Origin of the sequence: Streptomyces afghaniensis (assembly GCF_044327915.1) — a bacterium.
Taxonomy (GTDB): Bacteria; Actinomycetota; Actinomycetes; order Streptomycetales; family Streptomycetaceae; genus Streptomyces; species Streptomyces afghaniensis.
The window spans coordinates 1-17,460 of record NZ_JBIRGJ010000017.1; the positions used below are offsets into that span (position 1 = coordinate 1).

The window sequence follows — 17,460 nt, forward strand, 5'->3', positions numbered from 1 at the left end:
ATCCACGGCCGCGACTGACGTTTCCTCACGACCCGACCAACGAGCAGACAAGCCGACGGTCACTTGATCAACAACTTCTGTTAGGACCTCTAAGTCGCCCCCTGTCCGTCCGGTACGGAGCACGTCGACATCCGTCCGCCTGGCCTGGTGGCGTCTTGGTGTCACACCGCACCGCGGGGTGTGGAGGATGGAAGGGAACGAAATGGAATCTATGCTCGCCGCAGTGATCATGCCCGTGATCGTGGTGATCATTGTTGCCGTCGCCGCCGTGGTAATGGTCCGCTACACGATGAATGGCACTGAATCGGCGCATAAGGCCTCACTCCTCAGTGCCATCGCCGAGGTCATTCGCGCCATCCGTGGAAAGAAATGACCGCCGGCGCCCGCCGCACGCCTACCCCGACCACACCTCACGGCGGCGTGGCTTTGTCCATGGGAAGGGACAGCACTTCGACGTTGGCTTGGCCGCCAAAGTCGGACTGGACTGTTCACTACTTCCGACAGCACTGGACCTTCGTGCCGGCGCCAAGACCGGCCTTGCTCGGCCGTTCACAGCAGCGGATCAGCGGCCTGGACGGCCCGGACGGCCGCTCGTATCGGTTCGCCCGCACTGTGGGGCTGGAGGTGCTGGGCCGATGCACGGGAACGTAAGCACGACGAAGCCGGCACGCCGGTAGCGGATGCCCGCTTCGTGCGGACAGATCACGCGCCAACGCAGATCCGCCGGCCAGTCACCCCCGAGGGCGACCGCCAGGACGCCCGCACGGTCAGCGCCCCCGTGGTCAGGTCGTTGCGATCCTCGGTCGCCCCGGAGAACGACCGCCAGGTGTGGCCCACGCCGCTGTTGGTGACGCCCACCATGTTGCGATTCTCGGTCGCCCCCGAGAGCGAACGCCAGGCGCAGCTGCGCGATGGAGGTGGTGCCGTCCGCCTCGTTGCGATCCTCGGTCGCCCCGGAGGGCGACCGCCAGGACCCACACGGTGTCGGTGTCGGCGCGGGAGGTGTAGTTGCGATTCTCGGTCGCCCCGAAGGGCGACCGCCAGGGCCTGCTGGCCGGTGGTGACCTCGATCGCGTCGTCGTTGCGATTCTCGGTCGCCCCGGAGGACGACCGCCAGAAGGAGAGCATGTGGGCCAGCCAGCCCACACCGTAGTTGTTGCGATCCTCGGCCGCCCCGGAGAGCGACCGCCAGCCGGGAGGGCGAATCCTGCAGCGTCACCCCGGACCCCGTTGCGATCCCAGGTCGCCCCGGAGGGCGACCTCCAGCGCCCACGTGCGGGCCGAACCCGTCGTGACGATCGTGTTGCGATCCTCGGTCGCCCCGCGGCGGCCTTGCCGCCGAAGACGGCGAGGCCGGTGTAGTTGCGATCCTCGGTCGCCCCGGAGGGCGACCGCCACGACGCCACTGTCCCGGAACAACGTATCGATCGGTGGGACTTTCAACCGATGCCCATCTCACTACACGGCGGGTTCGATTCCTCGTTGGGGGTGGTACGGGCCTGTCCACTCGTATAGGTCACCGGCGATTTCGACGGCGTGTCCAGCGTTGATCGCTGTCTCTAGTTCTCTTTGTGGGATGGATGCCATGTGGTCCTGGAGTGTGCGGTAGGTCTCGGGGGTCGGTACGTCGCTACGGAGTTGTTCGATGGCGTTTTGGGCGGCCTGTCGGTCGTTCTGGTTGAGCTGGGGGCGGATGACAACGACGGCCACGGAGTGCTCGTTGTCGATCACGCGCATTTTGCGGGCGGTTTCCGGGTAGTCGAGCTTTTCTCGCAGCGCTTCGATGGCTTCTCCGGTGGCTCCGTTGGGGTCTGTGGAGGAGCGTCCGGCTTGGAGTCGGTAGCGGTGCTGGTAGTAGGAGCGCAGTGTGTCCAGGTCGTCTGGGTCTGCGAGGCCCTTGCCGAAGCGGCGGGATGCTGCGGCGATGCCGCACCGGTTGTAGATCACTTGCGGCTGGAGACCGTCCATCGGTTCGAAGACGGTCATGATGCTGTCCTCGGTCGGGCGGTGCCCTTCGCGGTTGATGCGCCCGGCGGCCTGCTGTTCGGACTCTGGCAGCGATCTGGCGCGGTATCCGCGCGGGAAGTCGAGATCGACACCGGCCTCGATGAGCGATGTCGACACCAGCAGCGTGTCCAGGCCGGCGTCAAGGCGCTGTTTTGTCGCTTGAATGGTCTCTCTGCGGTGGCCGCCGGTCATGCGGGTCGACAGGTGCAGAGTGCCGGGGTTCTCATCGCGGTCGCCGAGCCAGACCTTGTGTACGTGGCTGGCGTCTTTCGTTCCGTTGACCACCATCAGAGCCTGGTCGTGCGTTGCGGCCTCTGCGGCAATGCTTCTGAGGGTCACCTCTGAGCCGGTGCGCCAGTCGTACCGGACTCGGCGGAGCCGCTGGAAAAGTGGTGCGGGGTCGGTGACGATGTCGCGCTGGGGCAGGCCGGTCTGCCAGGGGTTCAGCGCGGCGAGTTCCGGTTGTGTGGCCGAGGACAGGACCAGGGTGACGCCGTAGTGCTCAACGAGTTCGCGCAGCCCTGACAGGATCGGTGTCAGCAGGGCGTCGGGGAGGGCTTGGACCTCGTCCAGGACGATGACGGAGTTGGCGAGTCGGTGTAGTCGGCGGGTGGCCGATGGGCTGTTGCCGAACAGGCTCTCGATCAGGCGGACGGTGGTGGTGACGATGAACGGGGCGTCCCAGTTCTCCGCGGCCAGCTTCGCCCATCGGTTGGGGCGGGCACGCTTTTGATCTCGGCGGGTATCACCTGAAGCGCTTGAGGACCGCGCTGCTCGCCGGTCGGATGCCTCGAAGTTTGCGGCGGAGTGGTGTTCCAGCACCGCCTGCGGCCCGTGTTCTGGGTTCAGCAGGCTCCGGTAGACAGCCGCATTCTGCTCTGTGATCGAGATGAACGGGACTGCCACGATGACGCGTCGCAGCCCGTGCAGCGCGGCGTGTCGGAGTGCGAAGCCTCCGCCGGTGAACGTCTTTCCCGCGCCGGTCGGCAGGTGCAGCCGGTACACCCCCGGCTCACCGGCTGCGGCTTCGAGCGCCTCTTGGTAGACGTCCTCGCGGAGCCTGTCCAGCCACGAGGGCTCTTTCCGGCGTCGGCGCTCGGCGAGGGCCTCCTGACGGCGGGTCTCGTATCGCTCCCACAATTCGGGCATGCTCACGTCCGGCCGAGAAAGCGGGCCGGGCCGGAAGTGCGCGGCGGTGTCGAGCCGGTCGGCGTCGACCACGGCCGAGTAGGTCATGCGGACCAGCATCTCCACGCTGGTTTGGTTGCGCAGGTCGAGCCAGCCCGGAACGGTCGGGCAGGTTTTGTCCAGGATCTCCGGCATGATTTCGGCGACCCGGCTGATCGCCTCGGCTACCTCTTTGGGGTCCAGCATCAGGTTTTTGAGCCGGACGCTGAGTTCCGACCAGGCGGACAGGCCGGTGTGGTGTCCTTCGATGACGCCGGCGAACGGTGTTAGCACCGGATGCTGCCGGGCTACTTGAGCGAACAGGCACGCCCCGGCGGCATGGTGCGCAGGGCGGCGGACCTTCCGGCCAGTTGTGGCTTCTTCGATCAGGCCGTCCTGCCAGGCGCATGCGCCCTTGCCGGTGTCGTGGTCGCGTCCCAGCCGGTAGGCGAGTTCTCCGCCTCCCCACGGGTCGGCGAAACGCCGGGCCAGCTCGCCGGTGCCTCGGGCGTGGTCTTCGTACCAGTGCCAGATGCCCCGATGGCCCGGTGAGTGGGCTACGAGCCTGCCTTCCGGAACGGGCATCCATCCCGATATCGCACCAACTGCCTTTTTTGCAATCATACTTGACTTACCATCACTTATATATTGAGATCCTGCTAGATCGATGCAGTTCACAACCGGCCCGCGTACCGCAGGCCGTGGAGCGAGGCAGTGCGACGACGCTAGCCGCCGGCACTGACAACGGGCCGAGCCGGCCAGGGCATGAAGGGGGAGGATGCATGATTTCCGGACAAGGGCGGCAGCGTGGGGAGAGGGCCGACCGGCCGCTTCACGTGCAGGTGGAAGCGTGGGGGCCGCTGGCCTGCTTCACCCGCCCGGAACTCAAAGTCGAACGGGTCTCCTACCCGGTCATGACCCCCTCGGCAGCAAAAGGGCTGCTGGAGGCGATCCTGTGGAAGCCGGAGATGACCTACCGGATCACGCGGATCGAACTGCTCAAGCCGGTGCAGTGGACCAGCTTCCGGCGCAACGAGGTCAACAACTCGATCATCACCAAGAAGACCTTCGAGGACCTGCGCACCAATAACGGCTACCGCTACGACGTCGCCGAGGACCGGGGACAGCGCGTCACCGTCGCACTGCGCGACGTCGCCTACCGCATCCACGCCACCATCAACGCCACCGACCGCTGCACCGCGCCACTGCCGAAGTACCGCGACCAGTTCGACCGCCGCATCAAGCGCGGTGCGTGCTTCGAACAGCCCCACTTCGGCTGCCGCGAATTCGCAGCCTTCTTCGGCCCCTGCGGATCAGCGCAGGAAGCTGGCGTCGTCACCGCCGCTGACCAGGCAGGCATCCCCCCGATCGACGAACTCGGGCTGATGCTCCACCACATCGAGTACCTGCCGAACGGCAAGGAGCGCTACCACTGGTTCCGCGCCCGCCTTGAGCGCGGTGTTCTCCACGTGCCGGACCACCCGCTCGACCCCACGCAAGTCAGCGGCATGCCCGGGGCCGAGGGCCGAGTATCTGCCGATGGGACGGCCTGAAGTGCTCCTGCACAGCCTCGTCCAGCACGCCGACAGCCGCGAGGATGCCGTCCCCGACTACTACCAGCGGCGTCAGATCATGTGGCAGATCGACCTCTCCAGCACCGGCGAAGCCGAACCACTGATCATCGACCTGCGCCCCGGCAAGGGGGAAGAGCCACGGAAGGTCACCGCCCCCTACACCGGCCGCTCCGGGAAGAACCCGCCGCCGTTCCTGCTCGCCGACAACGCACTGTACGTTCTCGGCCACCCCGGCCTGGTGAAGGCGCCAGGCGAGAAGAAGGTTCCGTCGACCGACCCGAAGGACATCACCAAAGCCGAGGAGCGTCACGCCGCTTACCGCGCCATGGTGACCTCCTGGTGCAACGAGCACCCAGGCCTTCCTCAGGCCCGCACCCTGGCCCAGTGGCTGGACAGGCCCTTCGCGCCGGACGGCTGGCCGGGGGAGATGGATCAAGGTCACCTCGTGGCCATCAGTGTGGACGGCGAGTGGATCCACGACCTTCCCCAGGCCCAGCGCTGGTGGGCGGAAAAGGTCAAGAGCGCCAAGAGCGGCAAGCCAGGCAAGAGCCAGGAAGGCCTGTGCCTTGTCTGCGGGCGGACCGGAGCACTGCTGTCCACTCTCCCGGTTCCCGTCAAAGGTCTGCCCAACTCTGGGATGAACACCCAGCTGATCTGTCTCAACCAGCCCGCCCACTACCGGGCGGGCATCAAGCAGCTCGGTGCCACCCCGGTCTGCGTCGACTGCGGAACCAAGGCCACCACGGCCCTGAACGCACTGCTGGCCGACCCCGAGCACCACGTCCGCGCCGGCGACTCCGCCATCGTGTGGTGGACCCGCAACCCCACCACCGAAACCGGCATGTGGACCCTGGACAACCCCGAGCCCACCGAGGTTGCCCAACTCATCAACGGTCTCCACTACCCCTACAAGGGACGCGACGCGCTGACCGCCCTCGACGACGACGCCTTCTACGCCGTCACCTTGCGGGTGAACACCAACAGGGTCATCGTCGCCGACTGGATCACCATCCCCGTCCCCGAGCTCAAGCAGCGGCTCGGGGCTTGGTTCACCGACCACCAGACCTGGGACGGCTGGAACAGCACCTACCGCTACTGGCCGGTCTGGCGCCTGGCCCTGGCCGCCGCCCGCTGGGACAAGCGCAAGAACACATACATCGACACCACCATCCCCAAGCATCTGCAGGCCGACCTCACCCAGGCCGCACTCCACGGCACACCGCCACCGGCCCACGTCCTGCCGGTTCTCATGCAGCGCATCCGCGCCGACCACCACATCGACCGGCCCCGCATCGCGCTGCTGCGCCTCGCCCTGACCCGTACGACCACCCGCCACAAGGAGCTGTGCGTGCCCCAGCTGAACACAACGTCGACCGAACCCGGATACGTGTGCGGGCGGATCATGGCCATGCTCGAAGCGATCCAGCGCAAGGCCATGCCCAAGGTCAACGCCACCATCACCGACAAATATCTGACCACCGCCGTCGTCTCGCCCCGAGCCGTCCTCACCCGGCTCCGCATCGGCGCACGCCCCCACTTGCGCACCATCGCCCGCAAGAGCGAACCCGCGGCCAAGGCCATGGAAAACCGCCTGCGGGACGCCTTCGACCTGCTCGACACCCTCCCCGCCCACCTCAACGCCGAGCAGCAGGCCCTGTTCATCCTCGGCTACGAACACCAACGCGCTCACTCCGCCCGGGCCGCAGCCGAAGCCATCAAGGCCCGCGAAGCCGGCAAGGAACTCGCCGCCGACCAAGCCGCCGACGCCCTCCCCGAAGAAGCGGCCGAAGACGCGAACGCAACCGACGAAACCCTCTGGTAAGCGCCCGACAGCCCGCACCCTGACCACCCCGGAAGGACACCGAACACAGCCATGAGCGCCGCGCACCTGGACCCCACCCGCAAGCACGACTACGTCTTCCTCATCGACGTCAAGGACGGCAACCCCAACGGCGACCCCGACGCCGGCGGCATGCCCCGCATCGACCCCATCACCAGCCAGGGCATCATCACCGACGTCGCCCTCAAGCGAAAGATCCGCAACACCATCACCCTCGCCCACCAGGGACAGCCCGGCTTCGAGATGTACGTCGAGGAAGGCGTCGCCCTCAACCCGCAGATCCAGCGCGCCTACCACGAAGGCGGCACCACAGAAGGCGACACCGCCACCGCCCAGCAGTGGATGATCCGCAACTTCTACGACGTACGCCTCTTCGGCGCCGTCATGTCCGTCGGCGACCAGAAGAAGCACGCCGGCAAGGCCCGCGGCCCCATGCAGCTCACCTTCTCCCGCTCCATCGACCCCATCACCCCGCTCGAGGCCGGCATCACCCGCGTCGCCCCGAACAAGCCCGAAGACCTCGCCAACGGCAAGGTCACCGAGATGGGCAACAAGCACTACGTGCCCTACGGGCTCTACCGCGGCCACGGCTTCTACTCCGGCGCCCTCGGCGCGAAGGCCGGCGTCACCCCGGACGACCTGGCCGCCTACTGGCACGCCATGACCATGATGTTCGACCACGACCGCGCCGCATCCCGCGGCGAAATGGCCATCCGCGGCCTGTACGTCTTCACCCACGACGACGCCTACGGACGAGCCCCCGCCCACAAACTCTTCGACCTCATCCGCATCAAGCCACTAGGCCACAGCGAAGCACGCTCCTGGGACGACTACACCGACCGCATCAACATCGACGAAGACCACATCCCCGACGGAGTCACCCTCACCCGCCTCATCAACTGAGCCGCCCCAGGAGCACGGAACGCGGTTCAGGACTACGTACCGTCTGGTAGCGGTCGCCCGAGGGACGACCGAGGATCACAACGGCACTCAAGCTGAAGATCTGGGAAGCGCCCTGTTCACGCTGGCAGTCGCCCTCCGGGGCGACCGAGGATCGCAACGGCACGGCGTAGCCGAAGCCGGGGATCGGCTCCGTCTGGCGGTCGCCCTTCGAGACGACCGAGGATCGCAATCGAGTGGTGTTGGTCGGGGTGCCACCCCCTCCCAGCTGACGGTCACGCTCCAGGGCGACCGAGGATCGCAACTGAATAGAGCCGGTAACGGCACCCACCGGCAGAGCCGGGTGGCGGTCGCCCTCCGGGCGGTCGAGGATCGCAACATGCGGTACGACAATCTCGGCGACGCCTGTCAGTTCGTGATACGAGACGAGTGGGTCACTCTGGCCTGGCAGTCATCCTCCGGGGTGGCCGAGGATTGCAACTATGCGGCCACGACCAAGGCGTGGCAGCGCTGGGCCCTGGCGGTCGCCCTTCGAAGCGCCTTGCCCTCGTCGGCCGAAAGCCCTCACCGCGTGAGCACACGCCCCCGAAGAGGCGGCTGTGTCGTTTCTCCGGTACGACCATTGCACTCGCAAGAGGGGCGCAACCGCCATTCCCGGCACGTGCGCCCGGGAACGGCCGCTACCAACAAGTGCATGCGTACCGTTCTGCTGCGCGGCCTGCCCGCCGCCTTCCCTCACCCACCGCCCGACCGGCACACGCCGCGGAGACCGTTCCGCTCGACGAGGCCGTCGCGAGCTTGCCGCTGGCCACCGAGTCCCGCGACGGCTACGCCCGCGAGGCGTTCAAGCACTGGAACTCCGGCGACGACCCGGCCGACGGCTGCACCACCCGCAACGAAGTCCTCATCTACGAAGCCGTCGAAGTGCCAGCCGTGGGCCCGAGGTGCCGGCTCACCGGCGGCAGCTGGTGGTCGTACGACGACCAGACCACGGTAAGGTCCGCCTCCGGCCTGGACATCGACCACATGGTGCCCCTGGCAGAAGCCTGGGACAGCGGTGCCTCCGACTGGACCGCGCAGCGCCGCGAGGCCTACGCCAACGACCAAGGGGCCGAGGCCAGCCTGGTTGCGGTCACCGCCCGCTCCAACCGCAGCAAGGCCGACCAAGACCCCGTCCAGTGGATGCCCCCGGCCGGCGAGGTCCACTGCCGGTACGCAGCCGAATGGACCGCCACCAAGCTCTGCTGGAACCTCACCACCGACGACACCGAGCTGGCCGCCCTCAACGACCTCGCCACCGCCTGCCCCGACCAGACCGTCACCTACGAACCCGCCACGTGACGACGGGCCTGGGCACCGGCCTTCCACCCAGGACGGAGATGGCGCAGACGCCGGTGTCCGTCAGGAGGTGAGGCCGAGCAACGTCTGGCAGTCGTGCGCGGGGCAGGTCCCAGCCAGGCGAGAAGCCGCAGCTGCGCGTCCTTGCACGTGCGCGGCTGCCTACGGGCCCCGCTGGCTGGACCGGTGCCGGGCGTGCTTCCTCGCGACGCCGCCGACGCTGCGGGTGCCGCCGGGGCGGTTCCTTGAGGAGCTGCGCGATGCTGCGGCCGACACGCGGCTGAGCCTCAGCACCTACACCGACGAGGGCGGGTGGGAAGGTGAGTGACGTGGACGACGAGCGGTTCCACCTCATCCTCACGGCGGGCGGGAAGCCGATGATGCACGGCTGGTGCTGGCCGCAGGGCTCGGGTCAGCCGCCCGTTGTTACAGGCCGATGATGACGAGGGCGATGTCGTCCGGGGCGCCGCCGGCGACGTCGAGGCGGGCCAGCAGCGCGTCGGCCAGCTGGTCAGGGGTGAGGATACTGTCCTGGGCCAGGGCAGTGGTCAGGCGGGCCAGGCTGGCGTCGATGTCCTCGTCGCGGCGCTCGATGAGACCGCCGGTGTACAGCACGAGGGTGTCCCCCGGGGTGTAGGTGAGGCCGGCCTGGGGGCGCGGGACATGGTACGGGCGGGCGCCGAGCGGTGGATCGGTCGCCTGGTCCAGCGGCTCGCAGGTCCCGTCGGGATGGAGCAGCCCGGGCGGTGGGTGCCCGGCGCTGCTGTAGATGATCAGCCTGCTGCGAGTGTCGATGAGGACCTTGACCGCTGTTGCGGCCGTCGCGCCGTCCAGGGAGCGGGCGTACAGGCCGAGGACCTCCAGGGCCCGGGCGCGGCTGGGAACGGCGCGGACGGCTGCGCTCAGGGCACTGCGGAGCATGCCCATGACGGCCGCGGCCTGCAGGCCGTGGCCCACGACGTCGCCGACCGCCGCGGAGTAACGGTCGGGCGGCAGGTCCACGACGTCGTACCAGTCGCCGCACACGTTCAGTGCGGAGGTCGCGGGCAGGTAGCGCACGGCGATGTTGTCGTGCCGGTCCAGGTCGGGGACGGAGAGCATGACTTCCTGCAGGGCGACGGCAACCTGCCGTTCGCGTGCGTGGGCCTGGCGCAGTTCCAGGTTCAGCCGGTGCAACTCCCGGCCCCACACATACAGCTCGGCTGCCATGCCCTTCTCCCCGTTGGTGAACTCCTCGGTGAGCTCGCGCGCGCGGCGCGAGCGGACGAAGTCGGTGACGTCCTCGGACCGCTGGACGATCCACTGCACCGCGCCGTCCGGGGCCGGGATGGGGGTGTGGACGTCGGACCACCCGGGCGCTGATCTCCGCCCTCGGGCTGACCAGCGCCGCCCAGGTGGACGACCTGCTCGACGTCATGGAGGAGTGGCGTGACAAATTCCGACCCGTGGCTGTCGGTGTGGGGTGTGAAGTTCGGCCTCGACGGCGGTCTGGAGGCTGGGGCCACCGAGGAGCCGTACGCCTGCGACCACGCCTTCTCCGGAATGCTGATCTGAGAGCCGGACGCGCTGGTCGAGGCCGTCGAGGCTGTGGTCCGGCGCGGCTGGCGAGTCGGCACCCACGCTTACGGCGACCGCGCGGTGCGCACCCTGCTGGACGTCTACGAGCGCGTCCTCGAGCGCAATCCTGGGCTGCCCGCCGGCACGCTGGTAATGGATCACGGCCACCTGGCCGGACCCGAACAGCAGGCCCGCGCCGTCGCGTTGGGCATCCCGGTCACCATCCAGCAGCTCGCCGACCACCGTCTCGCGCGGCACGCTCCCTTTGGGGACGTCGGACGGCGAGGATGACGAGTCATGACGATCGTGTTCCGGGTGCCTGCCGGTGGTGCGGAGCGGGTGGGGTTCGCCTACTCGCCGGCTATGGAGGCCGTACTGAGTCTTCATGTGCTGGTGGAGCCCAAGCACCACCCCGTCCAGCACAGCTGGGTACGCGCGATGCGCAAGCTGTCGCCGGCCCTGAAGCGGGAGATCGAGGCGTTCTCCTACGCGGTGCGCTCGTACTTTCCCGAGTTCCTCTTTCCGCGGCCGACCGGTGGGCTGGTGGACTTCGGCAGCGAGCTGGCCGGCCTGCGCACGGCGGCCCCGGAGCTGGTCCGGCTGGAGTTCGCCATCCCCCTGCTTTCGCCGTGGCGGGGCGGCGGCGAGGGCAGGGATCCACACGCGCTGCGGGAACCGGACGTACGCGGCCTGCTACGGGAGCGTGTCACCCGTGAGAGCGACGAAGCGATGGCCGCGATGCTCCTCGACGACCCCCGCGCACTCCTCGAAAGGTTCCTGAGCATGCTGGAACGCTACTGGCGGGAGGCGTTCGAGGAGGAATGGGCCCGGATCGAACCGGAACTGGCCGCCGGGGTGAGCGAGGCCGGGCACCAGATCGAACAGCGCGGACTGTACGGCATGCTCCGCGGCCTGTGGCCGGAGGTGCGCAGCGACCGGCAGGCCGAACGCTTCTGGCTGGAACGCCCGCACGACCACGAGGTCGCCATCGGCCCCGACGACACCCTGCTGCTCGCCCCCAGCGCCTATGTGTGGCCGCATGTACGGGTCAACTGCGACGGCCCCTGGCCCCTCGGACTCGTCTTTCCCGTCTCGTCGATCGCCCGGGAAGCCCGCCCCAGGATTCCTCCCGCACAGCTCGTCGGCATGCTCCGCGCGCTCGCCGACGACACCCGCCTGCGCGCCCTCCGGCTGATCGCCGAACGCCCGCGCAGCACCCAGGAGTTGGCCCCGCTCGTCGGCGTCAGCGAGGCCGCCCTGTCCAAGCACCTGCGCGTCCTTGCGGACGCGGGCCTGCTCGAACGCCGCCGCGAGGGCTACTACGTCCTGTACCGGCTCCTGCCCGGGCAGGTGGCGGGTCTCGCTCCCAGCCTGGAGAGCTTTCTGCACACCACCGACCCCATTGATTAGCCATCTGCCTAATAAGTGGATCAGGTGCCCGAGGAGATCCGACAGTGGCGGCATGTCACTGCTCAGGGACCGCAATTTCCTGCTTCTCTTCGTCGGCCAGGCCGTCTCACGCTTCGGCGACGGCCTGTACACCGCCGTGACCGCTTGGCTGGCCTGGTCGCTGACGAAGGACCCGACGGCCGTCGCCGTGGTCGGCGTGTCTGCGTTCGCGCCCGCGTTCCTGGCCACGTTCGTGTCCGCCTCGTACGCCGACCGTTACGACCGCCGCAAGCTGATGATCGCCACCGATCTGGCCCGGGTCGCCGTGGTGGCGGTAGCCGCGGTGCTGCTGTCCCTCGGCCTGCTGAACCTGTCCCTGCTCGTGGCGACAACGGCGCTGCTGGCCCTGATCGGCGCCCCGTTCGCCCCGGCCCGCAACGCCATCGTCACGCAGATCGTCCCGGCCGACCGTCTCCAGCAGGCCAACGGGCTGCTGCAAGTCGCCTTCCGGGCCGCCTTCTTCGTCGGCCCGCTCATGCTCGCGCCGCTGCTGGCCTACGGCTCCATGCGGGCGGCGCTGGTGGTCAACGGACTGACCTTCCTCGGTTCGGCGTGCGCCGTGGCCGCCATCCGCGTGACCCGCCCCGTCCTGGCCGCAGGGCAGGTGGGGCTGTGGGCCGATCTCGCCGCCGGGCTCAGGGCCGTTCGGGCCGCTCCCGACGTGCTCGTGGTCATCGTGACCTTCGTGCTCGCCCTCGCTCTGACCAGCGGTTTCCTGACGGTGGGGCTGGTCGCCGTGGTGGGGCAGGGCGGCCGCTACGGCCTGCTGCTGGGCATCGCCGGGGTCGCGGAAGTGGCGGGGGCGCTCCTGCTGGCCGGCCTGCGGATGCGCAGACTCGCCCTAGCGGCGGTGCTGGCCTGGGCCCTGCTCGGAATCTTCCGTGCGCCGCTCGGAATCGTCACCTCCACTGCCGGGGCCGCAGTGCTCCTGATCGCCACCGGGCTGGCCTCGGCCCTCACGGACATCCCGCTGATCGCGCTGGTGCAGCAGCGCATACCGAGCCACCACCTGGCGAAGGCGTTGGGTCTGTGGGAGGCCGGAGTGGCGGGAGCCCTGGCCGTTTCTCCCTTCGTGGCCTCGACCACCATCGCACTCACCGGAGTCAAGGACGCCTTCCTCCTCTCGGGCGCCGCCCTCGTCGTTCTGGCCATGACCGCCGCGCTCACTCTGGCCCGCATAGCCAGAGCACGGCGGCCCGGGCAGGCGCGCATCGGCGTCCCGTCTGGTTCCCAGGCCGAACAACCGGCAGTCGCGCCGCAGTCCGCCCGGTGACTGACCCCCGCTGTCGTCCAGCCAGCCCCGATTCCGGACGGCCCACCGTGAGCGAGGTTCGCCGCCCCAGTCGTGAGCCGTTCGCACTGACAGACTTCCGCGCCGCCGCCCTTTCCGGTGCACGCGAAGACGGTGCCGCCGTGCGACTTCGCGACATCCCGCACGATGGCCAGGCCGAGGCCGAGGCCAGAGCCCGCCCGGCCCCCTGGCAGACCCGCACACCACCTGCCCGCAGCAATTTTCGGATCACGATGCCGGAGACCGGGACCGGCCTGCGCCTGACGATCGCGGCCGGCCAGACACGCCTCCTGGGCGCCCGCCTGACCGTCACCGCCCTCGCCAAGCGGCCGGTGACACTACAGAGGGGCACCGGCTGCTGGACGATCCCAAAGCTGCCTGACGGATCGTCTCCGGGCAACGTCCGCAATCCCGCCTGCCCCGGCAGGCAGCTCTTCGACCTGGTCACCGCCCGGTGAGCCGCCCTCGTCCTTGGTGGACCTCATCGACGGCCCGCAACGCTGGTCCGAGCTGCGCCGACGGGCCAGCGGCGTCAACGACAAGACTCAGTGCGCTCCCTCATACAGTGGAAGCGCGGTGACGTGCGTGCATTGAGCCTGCCCATTTTCAGGGTGTCGGGGCAAACCTCAGGACTCGATCACGGCCCGCCATCACTCGCGGTAGATGCACCACGGCTTCTGCCGTTGCCGGTCGCCGCCGACGGCGCAACCGTCGGCAGTCTTCGTGCGGGTCACTGCAGAACCCAGGGACAAGGGTGCAGATCGAAGCGGCACGACAGTCTACGGCGTGCCCAGGTGCGGACGCGGCCGGTCTGCGGTCCCGTCAGGCGGACGGGGCCGACGTGTCCGATCCGGCCCGCATGGCGTCCGCGCCCCAGCTGGCAATCAGCCCCAGGACCTCCGCGGACGGTGACCCCGGCTGCGCGTGATGCGTGATCAGGGCCTAGTCCCGCCGTCGGGCAGACTGAACATCTCGAAGGACAGGGTGAGGTCGCCGACGAGCGGATGCCAACCGAAAACTCAGTTGCCGAACGGCGGTACTTCGCCCGGTGTGAGGTCTTCTCGCGCCGCCGGTCGCTCCCTGGCCGACCAACTGGCCCCACCGCAGGACGCGCATCCGTGGACGGACTGGACGTTCTCGGCAGGCTGGGCAACACAGCGCACCCTCGATGCCATCCTGGTCCAGCCGGATGTCATGACGGAAGTCGACGTCGACGCCGCCCGCGACAGCGCCGGACGGTGGCGGCACCCGGCACGCCCTCACCGCATCCGCACGGACATCGACGTGGCGCAGGTACCGCTGTTCAGCGAGTGAGCCACGCCGACCGCCCCCACGCCGCAATCAGCGCGACGCGACCAGGTTGCAGACGCGGCGTTCAGTCGGCCTCTTCCTGGACCCAGTCGGCAGGTACGAGTGCTTGATCGGTGTCGTAGCGCCATCACTGGCTTACGCATGGGCTGAAGTCCCGGTGGTCCAGGCCGGCGTGTTCCATGACGATGACCTGAAACTCGCCCTCCAGCAAGCGCAGCGTGCCCGACCCCCGGGGCCGAACTGCCCGAGCTCCGTGAAGAGGGGACACCGTCGTCGATCTCCTCCGGCCTCCAGCCGGTGGTGTCGAGCAGCAGGCCGTCCAGCGGCCCGCCGACCAGTTCGGCGTAGTCCCGGTCCGGCCGCGGGCCCGGGTGGTCGTGGTCGGCGCCGGAGACCCGGCGGCGCAGCAGCTGCGGAAGCGCGAGATCCAGGTGCCGCCGATCTTCTGCTCGGGCACGGCCTGGTCGTCCTCCTGGTGCCCGTGCTCGGTGTGCTCGGCTTGGCGTTCGGCGGTGATCGCTCGCTGCTTGCAGTCGTCACACAGGTGCGGGTGGGTCTCCCGCGGGGCGTCCCACCCGGCGGGCTCGATGGCCTTCCACCGTTCGTCGGTGTACCGGGCACCGCAGTTGGCGCACGCGGGGCGGCGGGCCTCCCGAACAGCTCAGGCGTAGTCATTGCCGCATTCGGCCCCTCGCCACGGCTTAACCTTGGCAAGATGAGCGCCCAACGACGATGTGGGGGGGGGCTGTATGGGGATGGTAGATAAGGCGGTCCAGGCGGCGGACTCGATGGCTCGACTCAGAGGCATGTATGAGCCGATCCTCGATTCCCTAGGGCTGTCCGTAGAGGCCATTAAAGGCTACGTATTGCAGGACTTGGAGCTCGCGCTCACCCGGGTCAACGAGGCGATCAGCCATCCGGATCAGTTCGGCATGGTGCCTGTACGGGGCGCGGTAAAAGTATGGGTGGTAGAGCAGCCAGAGGTGACGATCGGCATCCTGCCGTTTCTCTTGGAACGTAAGCGCCTGATCCTGGAACGCATCAAGGAACTGCGCAGCGAGGAAAAACTGGGCGGCTTGCAGGATCTGATTGATCGGCTTGCCGCCGGTCCCGAAAGGGATGCGCTGAAGCAGCAGCTGGCGGCTTTGGAGGCGGAGGCTGCTGCGGCCCGAGAGCGGGAGCGGGACGCGGCCCAGGTGGACAGTGCGGCTCAGGCCATGGTCGTCGAGGGTTGGCAAGAGGCCAAGGACGAACTGAAGAAGATCCGCGAAGAGCAGCTGCTCAAGGAGGAGATCGCAGAGAGAAAATGGAATCGGCGGGTCTCCCGTGAGCCGATCGCCACGCTCGTCGGTGCCATTCTCCTCATCGCCCTGACCACAGTTTTCGTGGTCTCCATGTTCCTCAAGATCGTGCCTTCCACACTGCTATCCAATAGCTTCCTTATCATCCTGGGCTACTTCTTCGGCCAGAGCGCCGGCAGTACTACCATCAGGAATCAGGCAGTTAAGCCAGCAGCGATCGGCGGAAAGAAGAAGGCGAAGTCCGCTCAAGCCCCCACAACTTAGCGCTCCTGGCGTGGGAGCGACCGATGCCCTATAACTGATCGTTTCAGAATGCCGTCTTGCAGAGTCGCTGACTGCCCCATGGAACAATCCGTTCATCCACAGGTTCAGGGGGATGACGTCGTATGCAACGGGTTGGTGCGGCTCGAGACCTCGTCCTCGGTTACGTCCGCGCTCTGAACTCGATTGACGAGGCCATGAGGGTGGCGATCCCCTCGCTTGAGCGACTGGCGGACGTCCCTCGAGCTGGCCCGATCGCGCCGGATCAGCCGGAGTGGGCACATCGGCACCTACTCCTGCACGGTTCGGCCGGGCGGCACTCCGGCGTCCTGCTGCGCTTCTTCAGCGCTTTGCGGGCCGGTCGGCGGCCGTCGCCGACGAGGACCTGGCGCAGGTAGTAGCGGTACATCTGCCCGACGGTGATCAGCGCTATATCCATCACGCAGACCACGCCACACGGCCCTCCCGCCTGGCGGGAGGAACGGCCGAACTTTCTTTACGGGTGCCCGTCAGACGCGAAGCGGCTCCGGCGGTCAGCCAGTGTCAACGCTCTCCATCCAGTCCATCCCCTCAGCCACCACCGGACACCCGCTAACACCACCCCAACGAGCACGGCCCACCGCACCCCACCGGCTGCCGGCTCGCGTTCCTCTACCTGACCGGCAGCGGCGCCCTGGGCGCCGACGGTCGGCCCCAGCACCGCGGCGGCATCGCAACCACCGTGCCCCTGCTCGGGTTCGTCGGCATGGAGGGCCAAACGCAGCTTCTTCTCACTCGACATCGATCTCCACATCCTCGACTGATCACTGGTGATCGCTCGCGGACGTGCTGGTTACGGGGGAACGTCTACTGCTGGTGGCCTTGTCGGCCGTGACGATCTGACTTACCGCTCCTCAGGGTGATGGTGCTCCTGGTTCCCGGGCGTGCCGCAGCGCGGGCTCGCTACGAAGAGTGACGACCTGTTCGTGCTCTTTGCCAAGGAGCCGCCGTGCGCCCTGCCCTGACCGTCCTGACCGCACTGCTGCTCGCCGTCCTGCCCACCGCGATCGCTCCGGCCGCCCAGGCCGCGCCGGCCGCCGACACCATGCCGCTGGCCGAAGCAGTAGCCCACCTGCCCGTCGCTGCGGAGGACCGCACCGGCTACGACCGCGAGCAGTCCTTCGGCGACTGGATCGACGCCGACCGCGACGGCTGCAACACCCGCATTATCTGCACTACCGGACCGGGCTGGAGCACAACGTCCTTGGTGCGTGGCGACTCTACCGTGTTGACAGATTTGAGGTACATGAGGCACTGGGGCCGGCTACGTTCAAGCTGATCATTGTCCGGCGAGGCCATCGATGGCGCAGGTCCGGGTGGCAGTCGCGCCGAGGTGTCGGCGGTGGAGTAACGACCCCGGGGGAAATTGAGGTCCGGACGTGCTGGCCTGCCGCGATATCGAGCTCGCTACATGTAGCCAGTGTT

15 protein-coding genes and 3 pseudogenes are annotated in these 17,460 nt (G+C 68.1%); 13 read left to right on the top strand and 5 right to left on the bottom strand.

Translation table 11 applies throughout. The annotated features are described in order from the left end of the window. Positions 1–187: 187 nt before the first annotated feature. Positions 188–373 (top strand): hypothetical protein, encoded by a 186-nt coding sequence (locus tag ACH4G3_RS41900; RefSeq protein WP_397629414.1) that lies wholly within the window; start codon positions 188–190, stop codon positions 371–373. Between the two features lie 1,085 nt (positions 374–1,458). Here the strand turns inward: ACH4G3_RS41900 and ACH4G3_RS41905 are convergent. Continuing rightward, positions 1,459–3,759 (bottom strand): CRISPR-associated endonuclease Cas3'', encoded by a 2,301-nt coding sequence (locus ACH4G3_RS41905; RefSeq protein ID WP_397629415.1) that lies wholly within the window; start codon positions 3,757–3,759, stop codon positions 1,459–1,461. Between the two features lie 197 nt (positions 3,760–3,956). Between ACH4G3_RS41905 and cas5c the strand changes: the two genes are divergently transcribed. The 4 genes from cas5c (at position 3,957) to ACH4G3_RS41925 (ending at position 8,829) form a co-directional block, all read left to right on the top strand. Beyond that, a complete protein-coding gene (cas5c, locus tag ACH4G3_RS41910) occupies positions 3,957–4,727 on the top strand; it encodes a type I-C CRISPR-associated protein Cas5c (protein WP_397629416.1) in 771 nt (256 codons plus the stop codon). Further along, positions 4,714–6,570, top strand: a complete 1,857-nt coding sequence (cas8c, locus tag ACH4G3_RS41915) for a type I-C CRISPR-associated protein Cas8c/Csd1 (protein ID WP_397629417.1) — start codon at positions 4,714–4,716, stop codon at positions 6,568–6,570. Before cas5c ends, cas8c begins: the two co-directional genes overlap by 14 nt. Positions 6,571–6,621: 51 nt before the next feature. Beyond that, complete coding sequence (gene cas7c, locus ACH4G3_RS41920) at positions 6,622–7,491, top strand: type I-C CRISPR-associated protein Cas7/Csd2 (protein ID WP_397629418.1); 870 nt, start codon at positions 6,622–6,624, stop codon at positions 7,489–7,491. A 687-nt stretch (positions 7,492–8,178) separates the two neighbouring features. Next, a complete protein-coding gene (locus ACH4G3_RS41925) occupies positions 8,179–8,829 on the top strand; it encodes an HNH endonuclease family protein (protein WP_397629419.1) in 651 nt (216 codons plus the stop codon). Positions 8,830–9,252: 423 nt separating this feature from the next. Here the strand turns inward: ACH4G3_RS41925 and ACH4G3_RS41930 are convergent. Further along, a pseudogene (locus tag ACH4G3_RS41930) lies at positions 9,253–10,176 on the bottom strand (PP2C family protein-serine/threonine phosphatase); the annotation flags it as partial. Positions 10,177–10,254: 78 nt separating this feature from the next. Between ACH4G3_RS41930 and ACH4G3_RS41935 the strand changes: the two are divergent. Genes ACH4G3_RS41935 through ACH4G3_RS41955 form a run of 5 tightly spaced genes read left to right on the top strand, consistent with a single transcriptional unit; the run spans position 10,255 to position 13,581 of the window. Continuing rightward, a complete protein-coding gene (locus ACH4G3_RS41935; RefSeq protein ID WP_397629420.1) occupies positions 10,255–10,380 on the top strand; it encodes a hypothetical protein in 126 nt (41 codons plus the stop codon). A gap of 33 nt (positions 10,381–10,413) precedes the next feature. Next, positions 10,414–10,674, top strand: a complete 261-nt coding sequence (locus ACH4G3_RS41940; RefSeq protein ID WP_397629421.1) for a hypothetical protein — start codon at positions 10,414–10,416, stop codon at positions 10,672–10,674. A 6-nt stretch (positions 10,675–10,680) separates the two neighbouring features. Beyond that, a complete protein-coding gene (locus ACH4G3_RS41945; RefSeq protein WP_397629422.1) occupies positions 10,681–11,793 on the top strand; it encodes an ArsR/SmtB family transcription factor in 1,113 nt (370 codons plus the stop codon). Positions 11,794–11,845: 52 nt separating this feature from the next. Further along, positions 11,846–13,105 carry an MFS transporter gene (locus ACH4G3_RS41950; protein WP_397629423.1) on the top strand — a complete coding sequence of 420 codons (1,260 nt, stop codon included), beginning with the start codon at positions 11,846–11,848 and terminating at the stop codon, positions 13,103–13,105. A gap of 47 nt (positions 13,106–13,152) precedes the next feature. Beyond that, entirely contained in the window at positions 13,153–13,581 is a 429-nt protein-coding gene (locus ACH4G3_RS41955; protein ID WP_397629424.1) for a hypothetical protein, read from the top strand. 364 nt (positions 13,582–13,945) lie between these two features. On the opposite strand, the pseudogene ACH4G3_RS41960 reads toward ACH4G3_RS41955, so the two are convergent. Next, positions 13,946–14,130 (bottom strand): annotated as a pseudogene (locus ACH4G3_RS41960) (MmyB family transcriptional regulator); the annotation flags it as partial. A 43-nt stretch (positions 14,131–14,173) separates the two neighbouring features. Between ACH4G3_RS41960 and ACH4G3_RS41965 the strand changes: the two are divergent. Next, complete coding sequence (locus ACH4G3_RS41965; protein WP_397629425.1) at positions 14,174–14,437, top strand: hypothetical protein; 264 nt, start codon at positions 14,174–14,176, stop codon at positions 14,435–14,437. Between the two features lie 132 nt (positions 14,438–14,569). Here ACH4G3_RS41965 and ACH4G3_RS41970 read toward each other — a convergent pair. Further along, positions 14,570–14,865 (bottom strand): annotated as a pseudogene (locus tag ACH4G3_RS41970) (hypothetical protein). Between the two features lie 375 nt (positions 14,866–15,240). Here ACH4G3_RS41970 and ACH4G3_RS41975 point away from each other — a divergent pair. Further along, complete coding sequence (locus ACH4G3_RS41975) at positions 15,241–15,999, top strand: hypothetical protein (RefSeq protein WP_397629426.1); 759 nt, start codon at positions 15,241–15,243, stop codon at positions 15,997–15,999. Positions 16,000–16,261: 262 nt separating this feature from the next. Here ACH4G3_RS41975 and ACH4G3_RS41980 read toward each other — a convergent pair whose 3' ends face one another. After that, positions 16,262–16,435: a hypothetical protein gene (locus ACH4G3_RS41980; protein ID WP_397629427.1), complete on the bottom strand. Its 174-nt coding sequence runs from the start codon at positions 16,433–16,435 to the stop codon at positions 16,262–16,264. A 549-nt stretch (positions 16,436–16,984) separates the two neighbouring features. On the opposite strand from ACH4G3_RS41980, the gene ACH4G3_RS41985 reads away from it, so the two are divergent. Continuing rightward, positions 16,985–17,314 (top strand): hypothetical protein, encoded by a 330-nt coding sequence (locus ACH4G3_RS41985; protein ID WP_397629428.1) that lies wholly within the window; start codon positions 16,985–16,987, stop codon positions 17,312–17,314. Positions 17,315–17,460 lie beyond the last annotated feature (146 nt).